This is a genomic window from Schaalia sp. 19OD2882 (assembly GCF_018986735.1).
Lineage (GTDB): Bacteria > Actinomycetota > Actinomycetes > Actinomycetales > Actinomycetaceae > Pauljensenia.
Genome location: NZ_CP065521.1, coordinates 1677854 through 1696195 on the forward strand (window position 1 = coordinate 1677854; position 18342 = coordinate 1696195).

Here is an 18342-nt window from a genome sequence, read left to right on the forward strand (position 1 = left end):
TGTTCCTTTTTCCTTCCTCAGAGCGCGCCGGCGTTGCGCAGGGCTTGGACGAGCTGGGCGGGAGCGTCGTCCCCGCTGAAGACCTCGTTGCGGCGGGTCTCGGCCACGGGCTTGGCCCGCCCGGTGGTCTCCAGGGTGACCTCTGCCAGGTCGAGGTCGGCGGCCGGTACCACCTCAAGGGGTTTCTTGCCGGCGGCAAGGATGTCCTTCATGCCGGGGACCTTGACGGGTGCGGCGTCGGTGGCCACGGCCACGACGACGGGCCCGGTGATGCTCACGGTGCGGGTGCCGCCGGCGACGCTCTGCGTGATGGACCACTGCCCGTCACCTCCCGTGACTGCGGTGACCTCCTGGAAGCAGGGCCATCCGAGGAAACCTGCAAGCAGCGTGGGAACGATCTTCGCGGACTCGTCCACGGAGGAGTCCCCTGCCAGGACCAGGCTGACATCTCCTGCCTTGGCCACCAGGCCCGCCAGGGCGCTGGCCACCCGGGTGGCGTTCCACGTGGCGGTCTCGTCCTCGGCGACGACCAGGGCCCGGTCCATGCCGCGCGAGAGGGCGCCCTTCTTCGCCATGGAGGAGGACACGGCGCAGGAGCCGACCGAGATGCCGACGAGCTCGGTGCCGAGGGAGTCGGCCAGGTCACGCCCGACCTGGACGGCAACCGGGTCGTACTCGGAGATTGCCGCCTTGGCGCGGGACCAGTCGACGACGCCGGAGGCGTCGACCGAGGCATCCTGCGGATTCGCGGCGTACTTGTAGGCGACGAGAATACTCATCGTTTTTCCTTTCTTCACGAGGTGTACTCGGTGGTGTGTGGATCGTCGATCCCGTGAGGAGGGTCACGGCAGTCGTTAGAATCGTCCGAGAGCAGCCCCCGAGGAAGGAGTGCACGCAGTGATCCCTTATGTGCTCGTCGGGTCCTCCAGGCCCGGTCGCCCTCGTGACCCCCAGTTGGAGGAACGGATCCACCGCACGGCCCTGGACCTGTACGGCGAAGTCGGATGGACCGGTTTCAACCTGACGAAGATCGCGGCAGCCGCAGGGGTCGGCAAGTCCAGCCTGTACTCGCGCTGGAGTGACCGTGACGAGTTGCTTCGCCAGTCCTTCGCTACTTTGGTCGTGTGTCCCGGACCCGTGGGCGAGTCCCCCGAGGAGATCCTCGTCAACGAGGCCGAGTTCCGTCTGCGCGAGTACCTGGGACCGAACCGTTCGGCCATGCGCCGCCTCTTCGTCGAGGCCGGCAACGCCGAGGACCCGGTGATCTGCCGCATCTACGAGGACGTGTTCGTCAAACCCCTGTCGGCAATCCGCGAGCGCCTGTGGGACTTCAAGGTCAATGGGGAGTTGCCGCGCAACACGTCGCTGGTGCGTCTGCTGGACGCCATCGAAGGCAGCGTCCTCATGCGCACCTTCTGCCTGCGCGACGACTTCATCGAGTGTTTCCTGGAGAAGGTCCCCGCCTATGTCGCGGACCTGGTCTCCGACCAGCTTCACCACCATGAGCCCTCCCGGCAGTTGGACTGGTCGGACTCGCCGAAGGACACCGCCGAGACCATCCTCAGCATGGCGGCCTCCGCACCCAGTGTCGTCTCCCGCCCGTGACCGGGAAGGACGACCAGCGCCGGGTCCATCTGGGCAAGACGGGCACATGAGCACCTCATGTCCCGGTCGTTGCCCAGCACGTACTGGGTGGAGCCGATGGCACCGGCGAAGAGCATGTCGCCGGTGAAGAGGATCCCGCGGGCCTCGTCGAGCAGGCAGATGCTGCCCGGCGTGTGACCGGGGGTGTGCAGGACCTTGAGGGCGTCTGCGCCCCATCGGATCTCGTCCCCCTCGGCAAGGGGGCGATCGATGTGGTCGACGGTGTAGTCGATGCCTTCGTCGTCGAAGCCCGAGCGGTGCAGGTCCGCCACCCCGTCGACGTCGTCGACACCGCAGGCCACCCAGCAGCCGTGGGCCTCGACGACTTCGTTGACGGCGCCGATGTGGTCGCAGTGACAGTGGGTGATGACCACGCCGACGACGTTCTTGCCCTCCAGCCATTCGAGGACCTCCTCGGCCTGCGCCCCGGGGTCGATGACCAGGGTGCCTTCGTCATTCGTGATCGCGTAGCAGACGGCTTTCCACGAGCCGAGGACTCGACGTTCGATGGTGTACATGGTCAACGCCCCCTGAAATCTGGAGATCCGGTTTGCGCGAGAGTGTATCCGCGCGTCTCGGGCGCCCAGATGAGTGAGGTGACCAGGCCCAGGGCGGAGATCCCCGCACCGGCCAGCAGTGTGGTGGAGATTCCGTGTTCGTCGATGAAGCCCGGCAGCACGTAGATGGAGATGACGGTGCCGATTCGGCTGAGGGACATGGCAAAGCCCATGGCGGTGGCGCGGATCTCCGTGGGGAAGAGTTCATTGGGGTAGAGCCATTCGAGGTTGCCGGGCCCGCCGGAGAGGATGGCGTAGGAGATGAAGCAGCCCATGACCAGGCCGATTCCTGCACCCGGCCAGAATCCGATGACTGCCAGTGCCACAGTCATGCCGGCGAAGCACCAGATGATGAGGGGGCGGCGGCCGATCCTCTCGCACAGGTACATGGCGGGGAAGGTGCCGAGCATGAAGAAGGTGCCGATGACCAGTTCCCCGAGCAGGACGTAGCGTCCCTCGCCCAACCCGACGGCGCTGATGATCTGAGGGCCGTAGGTGTACAGGGCGAACATGGGGATGACCTGGCACAGCCAGATGACACCGATGAAGATGACGCGTTTGAGGTAGACGCCGTGGAGGACCTTCATCACGGAGGTGGTCTGGGCGTCCTCGTCCTGGGGAAGACGGACGTTGGCGCCCAAGGTCTCACGCACGATCGCCTTGGCCTCCTCGATGCGTCCCTTGGACACCAGCCACCTGGGGGATTCGGGGATGTTCCACCTACCGACCAGGATGAGGATGCACGGGATGGCCGACGAGGCCAGCATGTAGCGCCACCCGTGGGACACCTCGACCAGGGCGAAGCCGACCAGGGCCGCCACATTGGCGCCCAGGTACCACGCGGCGGCGATGACACCCATGGCGGCCGCCCTGTGCTTGCGGGGCGAGAATTCGACGATCATCGAGGTGGCGATCGGGTAGTCGGCTCCGACTGCCACTCCGATGAGGAAGCGCAGGACCACCAGGGGGACGGGGCTGGACACGAGGGCGCACAGGATCGACAGGACGGCAATGACGATGAGGTCGATGACGAACATCTTGCGTCGCCCGATGAGGTCGGTGACCCAGCCCCCCACGGAGGCGCCGAGGAAGAGCCCGGCCAGGGCCGCCACCCCGAGCAGGCCGCTCCAGTGGGCGTCCAGGACCAGGTCGGTGCCCACGGCTCCCAGGGCGACGCCGATGATGGACAGGACGTAGCCCTCCAGGAAGGGGCCGCCTGAGGAGAAGACGATGACGCGCCGCAGCAGCGGCGTCATCTCGAGGTCCTCGAGGTCGATGACGGGCTCGTCGTCCTTCGCGGTCATGTCCCTCCGTTCATGGTGCGTGTCGTGCGGTGGCCAGGGGTGTGGCGCGGGAGAGTGCGAGGAGAGAAGACTCTCCCGCGCCACTGCAGGGCGGGTGTGCTGCCCTGCCCGCCGGTCAGCGGAACTCGATGATTCCCCAGTTCAGGTGGGGCTTGGCGCCGGTCTCTTCGGCGTCGACGTCGACGAGGGCGAAGCGCAGTTCGCCTTCACCGACCTTCCACAGCCGGGTCTTCAGGGTCGAGCCCGGGTGGACGGGTGAGGTGATGCGGGTCTTGAAGCGCAAGATCCGCTCGGGCTCGCCGGGGACGAAGGCGTTGATCGCGTGGCGCATGACGACGCCTGCGTAGGAGATTGCGTGGAGGATCGGGCGGGGCTCGCCGTTCTCGGCGGCGTAGTCCCAGTCGATGTGCTGGGGGTGGTAGTCGCCGGAAAGGCGGTAGATGAGGGCCTGGTTCTCCGGGATGGTCTCCACCACCTCTACGTCGGCAGGGCGCTCGGGCATGTCGACGATGTCCTTGGGGGGCTTGGGGCCTCCCCAGCCGCCGTCGTAGATGAGGCAGTCCCAGGACTCGTTGGTGAAGAGCAGATTCCCGTCGGAGTCGTAGGTGTCGCCGATGTGCTGGGCCAGCAGGCCACGGCCCTCTCCGCGGTCGTAGAGGCCTTCGAGACGCACTTTGGTCTCCAGGTGGTCGCTCATCTTGGTGATGGGACGGTGGAAGGTGATGTCGAATCCCCAGTGCAGGGAACCGGCGTAGTTGTAGCCGTAGTCGATGGTGCGGGTCACCTCGGAGTCGACGATGAGCATGGCTCCGAACATGGGAAGGACCTTGAGCTTGGGGTCCCTCTCGTCGTGCTCGTTGAGGTATTCGAGGCCGTCCTTGCCGTCGATTCCGGCGCCGCAGCCCAGGGCGAAGAGCTCCAGGTCGCGGAAGGTGTAGTCGCGGACGAAGGGGCCGAAGGTCTGGCCGACCATCTCGGTGTTGATCGCCATCGTTCACTGTCCTTTCATGGGGTCGGTGTCATTGGGGTGTCAGCAGGTTCTTCTGGACTTTGCCGTAGGCGCCTCGCGGCAGGTCGTCGACGAATTCGACGATGCTCGGCACCTTGAAAGCGGCAAGGTGGTGTGCACAGTGGTCGATGACCGCCACGGCGTCGAGGCCGGCGTCGGGGACGGCGACGACGAAGGCCTTGACGGCCTGGCCGCGCACGTCGTCCGGGATGCCGATGACGGCGGTTTCGCACACTCCGGGGATCTCGGCGATCACGCTCTCGACCTCTGCCGACGAAACCGATTCCCCGGAGCGTTTGATGAGGTCGACCCGCCGGTCGACGAAGTGGACCCAGCCGTCCTCCACGTAGGCGTAGTCGTGGGTCCTGTACCAGCCGTCGGCGTCGAGCACCTCGGCGGTGGCCTCGGGGTCGTCCCAGTAGCCCGCCATGAGACTGACTCCGGGGACCCCGTGCAGGAGAAGCTCCCCCACCTCTCCGTCGGGAAGGTCATGCCCGGCCTCGTCGACGACCCGGATCCGGTACCCGGGGGCGGCCTTGCCCACTGCGGGCCAGCGGCGCGGCCCGTGGGGAGGATCGGTGACGGCGCCGATGAGGCATTCGGTGGACCCGTAGTTGTTGAGCAGGGTGACACCGAAGCGTTCTTCGAAGGCTTCCTTGTCCCGGGTGCACAGGGGCAGGAAGTAGTGCATCTCGCGCACGCTGTGGTCGCGCTCCATCGGGTCGACCTCTTGGCGCAACATGGTCGACACGATCATCGCCATCCCCTGGACCAGGGTCGCCCGGTGTGCGCGCGCCTGCTTCCAGAAGCAGCTCGCCCGGTAGTGCGAGAGCATGATGATGGTTGCGCCGATGGTCAGCACCGGGGCCAGGGCAGAAAGCTGGAAGTTCACCCGGGCCGCCACCATGGAGGTCATGTAACGGTCCTCGGGGTTCATGTCCAGTTCCCAGTTGACGAAGTTGCCGGAGAAGACGACGTTCGCGTGGGTGATCATCACGCCCTTGGGCGCCGAGGTCGTGCCCGAGGTGAAGAGGATTGCGCACAGGTCCTGCGGGTCCAGGGGGGCCGGGTCGTCGAAGACCTCGCTCTGACGTGCGGCGATCTCCCACAGGGGTAGCACGGGTGTGGTCCCGCCCTCGTCCCCGAGGCCTGGGACACCCTGGCCCGACCGCCTCCGCCCGGTCACGAGGACCCGGCGGAGGTCGGGCGGCAGACAGGCACGCACCCTCTCGAAAGTGTCCTGGCACGTGATGAGCGTGTCCGAAGCACTCAGGTCAAGGATGCGGGCCAACTCGACCGGCACGGAGGTGGCGTCGACGGGCACGGCCACAGCACCCATCTTCGCCAGGGCAAGGAGGCACTCGACGAACTCGACACGGTTGTCGAGGTGGAGCGCCACCCGGGTGCCCTCGACGACTCCGCAGGCTGCGAGCGCATTCGCGCACTGGTTGACCAGCACGTCGAACTGGCGGTAGGTGAAGCGGCTGACCTCGTGCGAGTACGCGTCCTCGAAGACGAGGAACTCGTGGTCACCCCTGGCCTCCACCTGCCGTGCCCACAGCTGCGGCACCGTCGTGTTCTCCGGCACGAATGTCGAGTCGGACACGGCAGGTCAGTCCCCGTCGTCCGTCTTGACGGTGCCCGACGCGATGAGTGCGTCGATCTCCTCGGGCGCATAGCCCGCGCGCGTCAGCACGTCGCGGGTGTCCGCACCCAGTGCCGGCATCGGCCGCCAGAAGGCTCCCGGGTTGCGGGCGAACTTCGGGAAGGTGTTCAGCCCCATGACGCGGCCGCCGTCGGCCTTTTCCCACTCGATGAAGCACTCGCGGGCCTTGACGTGGTCGGCGGCAAGGATGTCCGGGAACTCGTTGACCACCTGGGCGGCGATCCGGTGCGCCACGAAGTCCGCCTGGACCTCGTGCTTGGACTGGGTCTTGAGCCAGGCTTCCAGCGTGTCCTGGATGAGGTCCGCCTTGGGGCTGGACAGCCACAGGGCGGAGGTGCCCTCCGGGTAGTCCTCGGTGCCCCACAGTTCGCCCAGGCCGATCGTCTCCAGCAGGTACTTGTTCTGCGAGACGCCGTACAGGCACAGGCCGATGTACCCGTCCTTGCATTCGTAGATGCCGATTCCGCACAGGTTCTGGTGGCGGGCTCCCGGACGCGGGTAGGTGATCCCCGCGTTCATGAAGTCCATCATGTAGTAGGTGCCGACCCGCAGCAAGGTCTCGTACATCGCCATGTCGATGCTCTCACCCCGGCCGGTCACGCCCACGCGGTGCAGCGCGGCCAGCGACGAGGAGATGATCATCAGCGAGTTGATGTAGTCACCCAGGTACGGGGAGATGTTCATCGGCTGGTCGGCGGACCCGTTCTGGGCGACGATGCCCGCGTAGGCCGCCACCGTGAGGTCGTAGGCCGCCGAGTTCACCTGGGAGTCGTCACCCCACTGGCCGAATCCCGACACGTGGACGATGACGAGCTTCGGGTTGACCTCCCAGAGGAACTCGTCGGTGATGCCCTTGCGTGCGTACATGGGGCCCTTGGAGGACTCGATGAAGATGTCCGCGTCCTTGATGATGGCGCGCAGGGCTTCCTTGCCTTCGTCGGTGAAGGGGTTCATGGAGATGGAGCGCATGTTGCGCCGTTCCATTTCCTTGACCCACGTCGTGTCGCGCATCGAGTCGCCGCTCCACACGTTCTCGATCCACGTGACGTCGGCGCCCCATTCGCCCATGATGGCCGCGGCTGTGGGGGCCGCGATCTCGACGGCGGAGTAGACGACCTTCACGCCGTCCAGGACGCCGAATGAGGGCTTCTCGGTGGGAAGTGCCATGGTGCAGTCCTTTCCTGGGTCGAATCGGCTCAGCGGTACGGGTACAGGGCGGAGCGGCCTGCGGTGAGGATCATCATTTCGTCGGTGCCACCTGAGATGCGGTCGACGCGAAGGTCCCTGTAGAAGCGCTGGACGCGGTGGTCCCCGGTGATGCCCACGCCCGCCAGGACCTGAAGGGCCCGGTCGACTACCTCGAAGGAGGCCTGCGAGCAGTGGAACTTGGCCATCGAGCAGTCGCCGCGCGAGAGCAGCCCGTGGTCGTGCTTCCACGCGATCTCGTAGAGCATGTTGCGCATGTTCGTCAGGTGGATCTTCATCTCGGCGAACTTCAGTTGGATCAGCTGGTGGCGGGCGATGGCCTGGCCGCCCTGCATGCGCTGGTTCGCGTACTTGGCGGCGTCCTCGAAGGCGCAATAGGCCTGCCCGTAGTTGGTCAGGGCCACGAGGAAACGCTCCAGGTCGAAGTCGGCGACCCCACGGCGGAAGCCGTTTCCTTCGGTGCCGAAGAGGTCCTTCTCCTCCAGGACGACGTCGTCGAAGTAGACGTCGCAGCACGAGTCCATGCGCAGGCCCAGCTTGTGCAGGGGTTCCTTGGTGATGCCCGGCAGGCTCATGTCGACGAACCACTCGGTGTAGGTGTCCATGTTCTCCGAGTCTCGCGCCATGACCACCAGGTAGGGCACGTGCAGGGAGGAGGTGATGAAGGTCTTGTGGCCGTTGAGGTGGACCTTGCCGTCCTTGCGCGTGTATGTGGTGCGCATGTCGTCCCACGAGGATCCCGCCGAGGGCTCCGTCATGGCGTAGTTGAGCATCTGCTTGCCGGAGCCGACGAAGGAGAGGATCTTCTCCTTCTGCTCCTCGGTGCCCTCACGCAGCACCGTGTCCCAACACGGCAGCTGGTAGAGCACGTACGTGGGGCCGCCCTCGCGGCCGAGGGCCTCGTAGGCGGCGGTCAGCGTCACCCAGTCGGCGCCCAGGCCGTCGTGCTCCTCGGGCAGGAGGATCCGGTCGAAGCCGAGTTCACAGATGGCCTGGGTCCATTCGATGGGGTACTCGTGCTTCTCGTCGCACTCGTGGAAGTAGGAGTCCCACGCGCGTGAACGCATGAGTTCGGTGAAGGCGTCCACCATGAGTTGCTGGTCTTCGGACAGTGAGAAATCCATGTCATGTCTCCTTCGGGCGTGTGGGCCGGTTCAGCGGTCGAGAGGGTGTTCGAGGTGGAAGTGCGCGGCCTGGGCGAGGACCTCCATGGTCTGGTCGAGCATCTTCGAGTGGTGGAGGAATCCGTGGATGACGCCCTCGACCTCGGTCAAGAGGTGGGGGACGCCTGCCAGGGTGAGCATTTCGGCCAGGGTGCGCGAGTCGTCCCGCAGGGGGTCGAGTCCCGCCGCGACCACGTGGCAGGGCGGCACACCGCAGCTGAGATCGTTGGCGAGGATGTTGAACAGCGGGTGGTCGGCGTCGGCCGGGGAGGCGAAGTACTGGTCGAGGTAGTAGCGGTAGTCGTCCTCGGTCAGGCCGTCCCAGGGTCCGCCCAACAGGCGCATGGACATGGAGTCCTTGAGCCCGTAGGCGCCGTAGAACAGGAGCATGCTGCGGGCGCTGGGAAGGGAGCCTTCGTCGCGCATCATGAGCATGGTCGCCGCTGCCATGTTGGCCCCGGCGGAGTCGCCCGCGAAGGAGACGTCCGCCGGGTCGATGCCCCATTCGTCGGCGTGCCGGCGGATGTGTGCGACCACGTCGCGGCATTCCTCGATCTGGTGGGGAAAGCGCGCCTCGGGTGCCAAGGTGTAGTCGATGCTGGCGACCACCGCCCCTGTCAGGTGGCACAGGGTGCGAGTGATGCGGTCGTGGGTGTCCACGTCACCGATGACCCACCCTCCTCCGTGCACGTACACGATGAGGGCGAGGGAGCCCTGGTCGCCGGGTCGGTACGAACGCACCCGCACGTGGCCGTGGCGCGTGGGAACCTTGCGGTCCACCGTCAGGGGGACCTCGGGGCCGCCCTCGTTCCAGAAGGCGCGTTCGGTGCGGTAGGCCTGACGCATCTCCTGCAGGCTCTGCCCGGTGACGTAGGCGCCTTCGGCGAGTTCGTTCTGGGTGTCGACCACCCGTCCCATCTGCTCGCACCACAGTGCGGGCACGTCGTACTTGTGTCCCACGGTGACGCCTCAGGCTTCCTCGGCGGTGGCGTCCGCTTCGACGGTGGCGCCGCGCTTGCGTGCCACGAAGGCGAGGGCGAATGCGCAGATCGCGGCGATGACTGCGGCTCCGGCCAGGATGAGGAAGATCTGGTTGAAGGCCACCGCCGGATTGTCCTGGTTCGCGTCGCGGATGGAGCCGAACCAGATGTAGGAGAAGGTGTCGGGCAGGAAGCCGATGACGGAGAGCAGGCCCGTGGCCGTGCCGAAGACTCCGACCGGGACCTTGCCTTCTGTGAGCTGGCTGGAGCAGATGCCGAAGACACCGTTGGCGACGAAGGCCAGGACGATGGCCATGATCACTGCCACGTAGGCCAGGCCGGCGCTCGCAGGGAGGTAGGCGAAGACGGCCAAGCCGATCGCGGCGACCACTGATCCGATGCCGATGACCCGTGAGGGGGAACGCAGCCACTCGGCGATTGCGCCGAAGGCCGGGGCCGACACCAGGGAGACACCGTAGGTGCGCACGGATCCCACGATGAGGACGATTCCTGGAGCGATCTTCATGACGTCATTCATGTAGCCGGTGGTCTGGTTGACGCCCGTGTAGAAGAAGTACACGAAGAACAGGGTCAGCGCGGCCAGCCACACGACGGGGTTGGACAGGACCTGCCCCAGTTGGCCGACGCTGAAGCGGCCTCCCTCCGAAGCGAATTCGCCCTTGAACTTGGGGATGAAGAAGAAGGACAGGACTGCCAGCGTCATGATGATGCCGCCGAGGACCAACAGCAGGGTGCGCATGGGGACGATGCCGCCCTGGTCGGCCAGCAGCGAGACGATCCACGCATTGAAGAAGCCCAGGAGCAGGCCGGCCAGTCCGTAGAAGCCGTAGGAGATGCCGATGTTGCGTGAGTAGGCGTCCTCTTCGGAGACGAGGCGCACGAGCTTGAAGCGGATGCCCCACCAGATGAGGATCGTCGTGATGCCCATGCCGACGAAGAGGCCGATGAGGACCCAGAAGGAGGGGAAGAAGGCGTACCACCACGTGAGCAGAGCGGTCGATCCGAATCCCACCCAGGCCAGTGTGCGCACGCGCACGTGGTCGGCGACGATGCCGGAGGGCAGGTAGCAGATCAGGGCGGTCCACGAGTAGGCGCCCAGCAGGGTGCCCATGGTGGTGGCGACGTTCTCCTGGCTCGCGGCGCCGGAGGCGATCAGTGCGTTCTGGAGGGGTTGGTCGAACACGTATTGCAGGTATGCGGGCGTGTAGACGATGGAGCTGCCGATGGAGACCAGAATGAGCAGGAAGGCGCGATGGGCGAAGGTGAGTTCGCGCGCGGGTCGCTCACCAGAAAGAATGCTCAGCACTGGAACCGCCTTTCACAGTGGGGGTGGGAATGGTTGAGTCGGAAAAATGGGTGACCGAAGTCCAGCCTCGTTTGTCAACGAGTTCGCAGAGGTGGTGTCGGGGCCCGGCGGCTGCCGTCGATCCTTGGAGTCGTCATCGAGCGGAATCAAGGACCTGTGGCCCATGAGGGATGTTGTGACGCATACGCTATCGACCGCTCCACAGGCCCCGCCCGACTTTGGTCCCGAGGGGGCTCCGGCCAGTTGCGGACACGGTTGGTCCGAAACCTCGTTCGCCGCGTTACGGTGCCAATCACACCATATGGTCGTACGTTTCGGACGATTTGAGTCCATTTCTCCATCGGAGTTTCGGACGTGTCGCGTCGAAAATGCGAAGATCAAATTGGCCTGATGTCAGACGAATTCACGCGTTGTGTGCGGCATCCACAAGACAGCTGATGGGTGAATTCCCAGCAGCTGGACACCCGGCTTGAACACATTCCCTCCACCGGTCGACTGCGCGCCCGGTGGAGGTGGCGGCCGTTCAGAGCAGGCCCGCATCCTCCATCGCGCGGCAAAGGCGCGCGACATCGCCCTCGTCTGCGGTGACCAGAGGCAAGCGGAGCGTCGGCGTGGCGATGACACCCTGCAGGTGCAGCGCATGCTTGACCATGACAGCCCCCTGACCGCCGCCCATGATCGCTTGGACCAGGGGCCGCAGGCCGTAGGACAATTCGCGCGCCTCCCACACCTTGTCGGCGTCCAGCAGGTCGATCATCTGCCGATACTGCCGCGCGGCCACATGTGCCACCACCGAGACGAAGCCGGAGGCCCCGCCTGTCATCCACGCGAAATTCAGGCCGTCGTCGCCCGAATAGTACTCCAGACCAGTGCGGTGCATCCTGCCCACACCCTGTTCCACATTCCCGGTCGCGTCCTTGACCCCCTTTATGCGCGGGTGCGCGGCCAGGCGGTCCAAGGTCTCGTCGGAGAAGGCCAGGCCCGTTCGTCCGGGGATGTCGTAGAGCATGATCGGCAGGTCGGTGGCTTCGGCAATGGCCTGCACGTGGGCGACCAGGCCCTTTTGGGAGGGCCTGTTGTAGTAGGGGGAGACGACCAGCAGGGCGTCGGCGCCGCGGGCTTGGGCTGCCACGGCGATCCTCACGGCATGGGCGGTGTCGTTGGAGCCGGCACCGCACATGATGAGTGCACGCTGGCCCACGGCTTCTTTGACGGCTGTGGTGAGCTCGTCCTTTTCCGGCTGGTGGGTGGTCGGGGACTCCCCCGTGGTGCCCGACAGGAGGATCGTGTCACAGCCGTCGTCGACGAGCTTCGTGGCGACCTTGGCCGCGGAGTCCAGGTCGATGCTCCCGTCCGGGTGGAAGGGGGTGACCATCGCAGTGCAGAGGGAACCGAAGGCGCGGGCAGGAAGGTGGCTCATGCCCAGAGCCTAGGCCTTCCCACCCTTCCCCGTGAGATTCGTCCGCCACGGCGTGAGATTCGTCCGTCATCCGATTTGGTCACCCACGTCGGCCACAACTGCGACCGAGACCGTGAGTGTGACCGAAGAGCGTCCCGCGTCAACAGATTCTCAATGCCCGCCCTCACTGACCTTCGCGAATCGACCACCACAGGTGTTCGACGAGCACGTCGCCCTCGCCCTCGCCCACCCTGTGCGCACGTCGCAGGCCGGCCGGGCCGAACCCGGCCCCCTGGAAGAAACGGATCCGCTCCTGGTCGCCCGCCGCGATCCACACGCGCAGGCACTGCGCACCCGAGACCTCCGCCACCGCCGCCAGCAGGCGCGACCCGTGTCCGCTGCGTCCAAATGCGGCATCCACCCACAGGTTGAGGATCTCGGTTCCGCCAGGCACAGGCTCTCCCCGACCGGGCGGCGGCTCACTGGCGCCCACCGGCGCGCATGAGGCGAATCCGGCCACACCGTGCCCATGGACGGCGACCAGAGTGTGGCATCCTTCCGGCCGAGGTCCGCCCAGCGTGTGCCGCCACGCCCTGACCACCTCTTCAGTGGAAGGAAGGTTGGAGTCCGGAACCCCCACCCCGCGTATCAGCCCAGCCAGCGCCGCCCGGTGCACCCGCGCAACGTCCTGCGCATCGGTGGGCAGTGCCGCACGCACGGAACGATCCGGCGAAGCCCCAACCCGTGGCCACCTGTGCCCGGTCTCGATGGTCATGGCGCCGTCACACCCTCCTCACAGATCCATGACCGCGTCAAGACCCACGGTCAGACCCGGCCGCCGCCCGACCGAGCGCACGCCCAGCAGGACCCCCGGCATGAAACTCTCACGGTCGAAGCAGTCGGTGCGGATGAGCATCTGCTCCCCCGGGTTGCCCAGCAGCACTTCCTCATGGGCCGTCAGGCCGCGCAGACGCACTGCGTGGACCGGGATGCCGTCGATCCTTGCCCCGCGGGCGCCCTGCGGGTCACTGGTGGTCGCATCCGGCACGGGCGCGCATCCGGCGGCGGCACGCGCCTTGGCGATCCCCGAGGCCGTGTGGACGGCGGTGCCGGAGGGGGCGTCGACCTTGTTCGGGTGGTGCATCTCGATGATCTCCACCGATTCGAAGTAGGGGGCGGCCAGGGCCGCGAATCGCATCACCAGGACTGCGGACAGGGAGAAGTTCGGCACGATCAGCACATGTCCGCCGACTCGTTCAGCATGGTCACGCACGCGGCCCACGGATTCCTCGGTCCATCCGGTGGTGCCGACCACCGCGGCGACTCCGGCGTCCAGAAGCGCATGGACGTTGGCTTCGGTGACGTCGGGGACGGTGAAGTCGACGGCCACTTGGGCTCCGGCGAGCGTGTCGGGCCCGACGGCGTCGCCCATGTCCAGGCGTGCGGCGAGTTCCATGTCGGGGGCGGCTTCGACTGCCGTGCAGACAGCGGCCCCCATGCGTCCCTTGGCTCCGATGACGGCAACGGTGATCATGTGGGTTCCTCGTTCCTTCCGGCGCGGCGGGGGCAGGTGCTCAGGGTGCCCATTGTCGCCCATGGGGACGAGGGCGGGGCGGATCCCAGCAGGATGTGGACGGGGGTCGGTTCCTGGCCCGGTGACGGACGAATCTCACGCAGTGGCCGTGGGCAGGACGAGGGCACGGGCGTGGGGGCCGCCGGCGAGCTCCGCCGCAAGGGCCTGGACCTGGCTGGCTTCGACCGACTCGATGCGGCGCATGAGGTGGTCGACCGTGCGGTACTTGCCCTGGATCTCCGCGCGTCCCAGCCGCATCATCCGCGACCACGTGGACTCCATCGCCAGGGCGAGCGAGCCACGCACCTGCCCGCGCACGCGGGCGATCTCCTCCTCCGTGGGGCCGTTCGCCGCCAGCTCCTCCAGCTGGGCGACCATGAGGGAGGAGACCTCTTCGACCCGCGAGGGCGAAGTGCCGGCGTACATGCCGAAGGCGCCCGCGTCACTGTAGGCGGCGTCGAAGGCGTAGGTCGTGTACGCCAGGCCCCGCTTCTCACGGATCTCCTGGAACAGCCGCGAGGACATCGACCCGCCGAGGACGCTCAGCAGCACCGACATGACGGGTCGGCGTTCGTCGTCGGCGCGCATGGAGGGACAGCCGAGGACCACATGGGCCTGTTCGACGTCGCGGTGACGCACGATCTCGGTGACGCCGGGTCCATGGGTGGCATCGATCGGGCGACGAGGGCGGGGCGGGGCGGCGCCTGCGGCGCGCTCGGCCCAGGTCGACTCCGCGAGGGCCTCGGCGACGGTGTCCACCACCTTGTCGTGTTCGACGTTCCCGGCCGCTGCGACGACCAGTGAATCCGGGCCGTATGAGGCACGGTAGTGCTCCCACACGTCCTCGCGGGTGACCGCCCGGATGGCATCCGGGGTTCCACCGACAGGCCGCCCCAGCGGCACGTCCCCGTGGACCGCCAGTTGGAAGGCGTCATGGACCAGGTCGGAGGGGCTGTCCTCGGCCATGGCCAACTCGTCCAGGATGACTCCGCGTTCGGTCTCGAACTCCCGGGGGTCGATGACACTGTCGGCCACCATGTCGGCCAGGACCTGTACGGCCATGCGGGCGTCCTCGTCAACGACACGCGCCCAGTAGGAGGTCGTCTCCTTGCCGGTCTCGGCATTGGACTCCCCACCCACCGAGTCGAAGGCGACCGCGATGTCCAGGGCGCTGCGTGTGGGTGTCCCCTTGAACAACAAGTGTTCGAGGAAGTGCGTGGATCCGGCGTGGCGCGGCGACTCGTCGCGTGAACCCACCGGCACGACGAAGGACACACCTGCTGACCTCACGGCCGGAATGTGCTGGGTGACGACCCGCGTGCCGCACTCCAGGACCGTGCGCCGAATGGTCGTCTCCCCGTCCTCGAACTCCAGGACGGAGGACTCGGGGGCCGCGGGCAGGGCCAGAGAAACATGGGTCAAGGTCACCCGTGGGATTCTACGGGGCCCAACCCCTCCCCCTCACCTCGCCACTTCGGTCGGCCACCAGCCGGAGACGGTGGCACTGCACTTTTGAGCGTGGGCGGGTGTCGGAGACACGTCCGCACCCCACGTGAGTCCACCACCAGCGGTCAATCCCTGGATCACCGCGTCCTTCGAGGCGATCACCTTCCCCGATGCCTCCACGTGCGTCGCGAGCACGTGGAGATCCACCTTGGTCGCACGCCACTGGCCGAGCATCCGTTCCGGGAAGGTGAAGGTGAGGGCCCCGCATGTGCGACACCCTCGGAGACTCCTCGCCACTCGGTCAGCCAGAAGCGCCCTACACAGGCGTCCACCCGATTGACGTTCGCATTCAAGGTGCCCAGCGTCTGCGGGTCGAGGGCCGCCAGGCCTGAGCCTTCGCGCGCGTCTTGGTTTCGACGGTCTGGGCCGCCATCTGACGGGTGCGGATGACCATGGGCACATTGGCCACCGCCATGGGCGGCGGCCCGGACCGGGACACCTGCACCCCGGTCATGGGCACAGTTCGACCTGCTCCGGAACGACCGGTGTCGTACGACCAAGTGGCAGGGGCCCGCAGGCATCACGCCTGCGGGCCCCGACCTCGTCAAACACATGGACCGGCGAGCAACGATCCTCGGGTCGACTCACTCCTCGGAGGCAGGCGCCTCCTCAGCCGAAACGCCCTCGTCCTCGCGGCGACGACGCGTACGGGTGCGGGGGCGACGCTCACGACGCTCGCTGCGATCACGGCGCTCGGGACGCGCACCCTCCTCCCCCTCGATCAGGGACGCTGCGGCGGAGGTGGCCCGGCCCTCGGAGGCGCCTTCCTCGTCGGCGACAACCGCGTGCAGGCTCAGCTTGCCGCGATCGCCGATCTCCGCGATCTCGACCTCGACCTGCTGGCCGACCTGCAGGACATCCTCCACGGACTCCACGCGTTGGCCGCCCACCAGGCGCCGCACCTGCGAGATGTGCAGCAGGCCGTCCTTGCCCGGGGTCAGCGACACGAAGGCACCGAAGGACGTGGTCTTGACGACCGTGCCCACGAAACGCTCGCCCACCTCCGGCATCTGCGGGTTGGCGATCTGGTTGACCATCGCGCGGGCGGCCTCGGCGGCCTCACCGGTGGTGGCGCCAATGTAGACGGTGCCGTCGTCCTCGATGGTCAGATCCGCTCCGGTGTCCTCCTGGATCTGGTTGATCATCTTGCCCTTGGGGCCGATGACCTCACCAATCTTGTCGACGGGCACCTGCACCGTGATGATGCGCGGCGCGTAGGGGCTCATCTCGTCCGGGCCGTCGATTGCGTCGTTGATGAGATTGAGGATGGCCAGGCGAGCGTCGCGGGCTTGGGCCAGTGCTGCCCGCAGAAGCTGGGAGTCAATGCCGTCAAGCTTGGTGTCAAGCTGCAGGGCGGTGATGAAGTCACGGGTGCCGGCCACCTTGAAGTCCATGTCGCCGAAGCCGTCCTCGGCGCCGAGGATGTCGGTGAGGGTGACGGACTTGGTTTCGCCGTCGACCTCGCCGGTCATCAGGCCCATCGCGATGCCCGCGACGGGTGCGCGCAGAGGCACACCGGCTTGCAGCAGGGACAGGGTCGAGGCGCACACGGATCCCATCGACGTCGAGCCGTTGGAACCCAGGGCCTCGGAGACCTGACGGATCGCGTAGGGGAACTCCTCACGCGAGGGCAGGACGGGCTTGAGGGCTCGCTCGGCCAAGTCGCCGTGGCCGATCTCGCGACGCTTGGGCGAACCCACGCGACCGGTCTCACCGGTGGAGAAGGGCGGGAAGTTGTACTGGTGCATGTAGCGCTTGGAGGTGATCGGCGACAGGTTGTCCAGCTGCTGCTCCATGCGCAGCATCGCCAGGGTGGTCACGCCCAGGATCTGGGTCTCACCACGCTGGAACAGGGCCGAACCGTGCACGCGGGGCAGGACCTCGACCTCGGCGGACAGGGAACGGATCTGGCGCGGGGTGCGCCCGTCCATGCGGATCTCCTCGCGCAGGGTGCGCGAACGGATGGTCGCCTTCTCCAGGGAACGGAAAGCGGCCTTGAGGTCCTTGTCGGCCTCCGGGAAGGATTCGGCCAAGGCCTCGAGCATCTCGGCGCGCACCGCGTCGACGGCCTCGTCACGGGCCTGCTTGCCTTCGGTCAGCAGGGCCTTGGCCAGCTTGTCGCCGACGAAGGACTCCACTGCCGCGTACTGCTCGTCGGTGTAGTCCAGGAACAGCGGGAACTCGACGGTCTCCTTCGAGGCGTGCTTGGCGACCTCGATCTGCGCCTCACACAGGGCCTTGATGAAGGGTTTGGCTGCTTCCAGGCCGTCGGCGACGACTTCCTCGGTGGGTGCAGGGGCGCCCGCCTGGATGAGGTCCCACTCGTTCTCGCCGCCACCGGCCTCGACCATCATGATGGCGACGTCCTCGCGGCCGTCCTCGGTGGTGACCATGCGGCCCGCGACGACGATGTTGAAGACGGAGCGCTCCAACTCGGACCAGCGCGGGAACGCCACCCACTGGCCGTCGATCAGAGCAAGGCGGGTGCCGCCGATCGGGCCCGTGAAGGGCAGGCCCGCGATCTGGGTGGACATGGACGCGGCGTTGATGGCCAGGACGTCGTAGGCGTCATCGGGGTGGATGGCCAGGACCGTCTCGTGGACCTGGACCTCGTTGCGCAGGCCCTTGACGAAGCCGGGGCGCAGCGGGCGGTCGATGAGACGGCAGGCGAGGATCGCCTCGGTGCCGGGGCGGCCCTCTCGACGGAAGAATGAGCCGGGGATGCGACCGGCGGCGTAGGCGCGCTCCTCGACATCGACCGTCAGCGGGAAGAAGTCGAACTGGTCCTTGGGGTGCTTGCCCACGGTGGTGGCGGACAGGATCGCGGTGTCCTCGTCCAGGTAGGCCATGGCAGAGCCCGCAGCCTGCTTGGCCAGGCGGCCCGTCTCGAAGCGCACGGTGCGCTTGCCGAAACGGCCGTTGTCGATGATCGCCTCTGCGGCGACGATGTCGGTGCCTTCCATCATGGCGGGGTTGTCTCCTGTTTTCTGTGATGGATGCCCCCGGCG

At 66.8% G+C, this 18342-nt stretch carries 16 protein-coding genes; 1 reads left to right on the forward strand and 15 read right to left on the reverse strand.

Annotated elements, in window-relative coordinates; all coding sequences use genetic code 11:
• Positions 1-17 precede the first annotated feature (17 nt).
• Positions 18-779 carry an electron transfer flavoprotein beta subunit/FixA family protein gene (locus I6B53_RS07460; protein WP_216763646.1) on the reverse strand — a complete coding sequence of 254 codons (762 nt, stop codon included), beginning with the start codon at positions 777-779 and terminating at the stop codon, positions 18-20.
• A gap of 118 nt (positions 780-897) precedes the next feature.
• Here I6B53_RS07460 and I6B53_RS07465 point away from each other — a divergent pair, with 118 nt between their 5' ends.
• Positions 898-1605, forward strand: coding sequence for a TetR/AcrR family transcriptional regulator (locus I6B53_RS07465; RefSeq protein WP_216763647.1), 708 nt, complete (start codon positions 898-900; stop codon positions 1603-1605).
• Here I6B53_RS07465 and I6B53_RS07470 read toward each other — a convergent pair.
• The 14 genes from I6B53_RS07470 to I6B53_RS07535 form a co-directional block, all read right to left on the reverse strand.
• Positions 1494-2162 (reverse strand): MBL fold metallo-hydrolase, encoded by a 669-nt coding sequence (locus I6B53_RS07470; protein WP_216763648.1) that lies wholly within the window; start codon positions 2160-2162, stop codon positions 1494-1496. The genes I6B53_RS07465 and I6B53_RS07470 overlap by 112 nt on opposite strands.
• A gap of 2 nt (positions 2163-2164) precedes the next feature.
• Entirely contained in the window at positions 2165-3505 is a 1341-nt protein-coding gene (locus tag I6B53_RS07475; protein ID WP_216763649.1) for an MFS transporter, read from the reverse strand.
• Positions 3506-3620: 115 nt separating this feature from the next.
• Positions 3621-4496, reverse strand: a complete 876-nt coding sequence (locus I6B53_RS07480) for a MaoC/PaaZ C-terminal domain-containing protein (protein WP_216763650.1) — start codon at positions 4494-4496, stop codon at positions 3621-3623.
• A 28-nt stretch (positions 4497-4524) separates the two neighbouring features.
• Complete coding sequence (locus I6B53_RS07485; protein WP_216763651.1) at positions 4525-6120, reverse strand: AMP-binding protein; 1596 nt, start codon at positions 6118-6120, stop codon at positions 4525-4527.
• A 6-nt stretch (positions 6121-6126) separates the two neighbouring features.
• Positions 6127-7347, reverse strand: a complete 1221-nt coding sequence (gene caiB, locus I6B53_RS07490; RefSeq protein ID WP_216763652.1) for an L-carnitine CoA-transferase — start codon at positions 7345-7347, stop codon at positions 6127-6129.
• 29 nt (positions 7348-7376) lie between these two features.
• Entirely contained in the window at positions 7377-8510 is a 1134-nt protein-coding gene (gene caiA, locus I6B53_RS07495) for a crotonobetainyl-CoA dehydrogenase (protein WP_216763653.1), read from the reverse strand.
• 30 nt (positions 8511-8540) lie between these two features.
• A complete protein-coding gene (locus tag I6B53_RS07500; RefSeq protein WP_216763654.1) occupies positions 8541-9509 on the reverse strand; it encodes an alpha/beta hydrolase fold domain-containing protein in 969 nt (322 codons plus the stop codon).
• Between the two features lie 9 nt (positions 9510-9518).
• Positions 9519-10856: an MFS transporter gene (locus I6B53_RS07505; protein WP_216763655.1), complete on the reverse strand. Its 1338-nt coding sequence runs from the start codon at positions 10854-10856 to the stop codon at positions 9519-9521.
• A 523-nt stretch (positions 10857-11379) separates the two neighbouring features.
• Complete coding sequence (gene dapA, locus I6B53_RS07510; protein ID WP_216763656.1) at positions 11380-12276, reverse strand: 4-hydroxy-tetrahydrodipicolinate synthase; 897 nt, start codon at positions 12274-12276, stop codon at positions 11380-11382.
• A 163-nt stretch (positions 12277-12439) separates the two neighbouring features.
• Positions 12440-13030, reverse strand: coding sequence for a GNAT family N-acetyltransferase (locus tag I6B53_RS07515; protein WP_216763657.1), 591 nt, complete (start codon positions 13028-13030; stop codon positions 12440-12442).
• 18 nt (positions 13031-13048) lie between these two features.
• Entirely contained in the window at positions 13049-13789 is a 741-nt protein-coding gene (gene dapB / locus I6B53_RS07520) for a 4-hydroxy-tetrahydrodipicolinate reductase (protein WP_216763658.1), read from the reverse strand.
• A 135-nt stretch (positions 13790-13924) separates the two neighbouring features.
• Positions 13925-15250, reverse strand: a complete 1326-nt coding sequence (locus I6B53_RS07525; RefSeq protein WP_253954017.1) for a pitrilysin family protein — start codon at positions 15248-15250, stop codon at positions 13925-13927.
• Between the two features lie 373 nt (positions 15251-15623).
• Positions 15624-15788, reverse strand: coding sequence for a hypothetical protein (locus I6B53_RS07530; protein WP_216763659.1), 165 nt, complete (start codon positions 15786-15788; stop codon positions 15624-15626).
• A 130-nt stretch (positions 15789-15918) separates the two neighbouring features.
• Positions 15919-18300 carry a polyribonucleotide nucleotidyltransferase gene (locus I6B53_RS07535; protein WP_216763660.1) on the reverse strand — a complete coding sequence of 794 codons (2382 nt, stop codon included), beginning with the start codon at positions 18298-18300 and terminating at the stop codon, positions 15919-15921.
• Between the last annotated feature and the right edge of the window lie 42 nt (positions 18301-18342).

What these genes read in the sequence shown, in the direction of transcription:
- I6B53_RS07460 (WP_216763646.1), bottom strand. Translation starts at nt 779, where the DNA reads ATGAGTATTCTCGTCGCCTACAAGTACGCCGCGAATCCGCAGGATGCC.
- I6B53_RS07470 (WP_216763648.1), bottom strand. Translation starts at nt 2,162, where the DNA reads ATGTACACCATCGAACGTCGAGTCCTCGGCTCGTGGAAAGCCGTCTGC.
- I6B53_RS07475 (WP_216763649.1), bottom strand. Translation starts at nt 3,505, where the DNA reads ATGACCGCGAAGGACGACGAGCCCGTCATCGACCTCGAGGACCTCGAG.
- I6B53_RS07480 (WP_216763650.1), bottom strand. Translation starts at nt 4,496, where the DNA reads ATGGCGATCAACACCGAGATGGTCGGCCAGACCTTCGGCCCCTTCGTC.
- caiB (WP_216763652.1), bottom strand. Translation starts at nt 7,347, where the DNA reads ATGGCACTTCCCACCGAGAAGCCCTCATTCGGCGTCCTGGACGGCGTG.
- caiA (WP_216763653.1), bottom strand. Translation starts at nt 8,510, where the DNA reads ATGGATTTCTCACTGTCCGAAGACCAGCAACTCATGGTGGACGCCTTC.
- dapA (WP_216763656.1), bottom strand. Translation starts at nt 12,276, where the DNA reads ATGAGCCACCTTCCTGCCCGCGCCTTCGGTTCCCTCTGCACTGCGATG.
- I6B53_RS07515 (WP_216763657.1), bottom strand. Translation starts at nt 13,030, where the DNA reads ATGACCATCGAGACCGGGCACAGGTGGCCACGGGTTGGGGCTTCGCCG.
- dapB (WP_216763658.1), bottom strand. Translation starts at nt 13,789, where the DNA reads ATGATCACCGTTGCCGTCATCGGAGCCAAGGGACGCATGGGGGCCGCT.
- I6B53_RS07530 (WP_216763659.1), bottom strand. Translation starts at nt 15,788, where the DNA reads ATGACCGGGGTGCAGGTGTCCCGGTCCGGGCCGCCGCCCATGGCGGTG.
- I6B53_RS07535 (WP_216763660.1), bottom strand. Translation starts at nt 18,300, where the DNA reads ATGATGGAAGGCACCGACATCGTCGCCGCAGAGGCGATCATCGACAAC.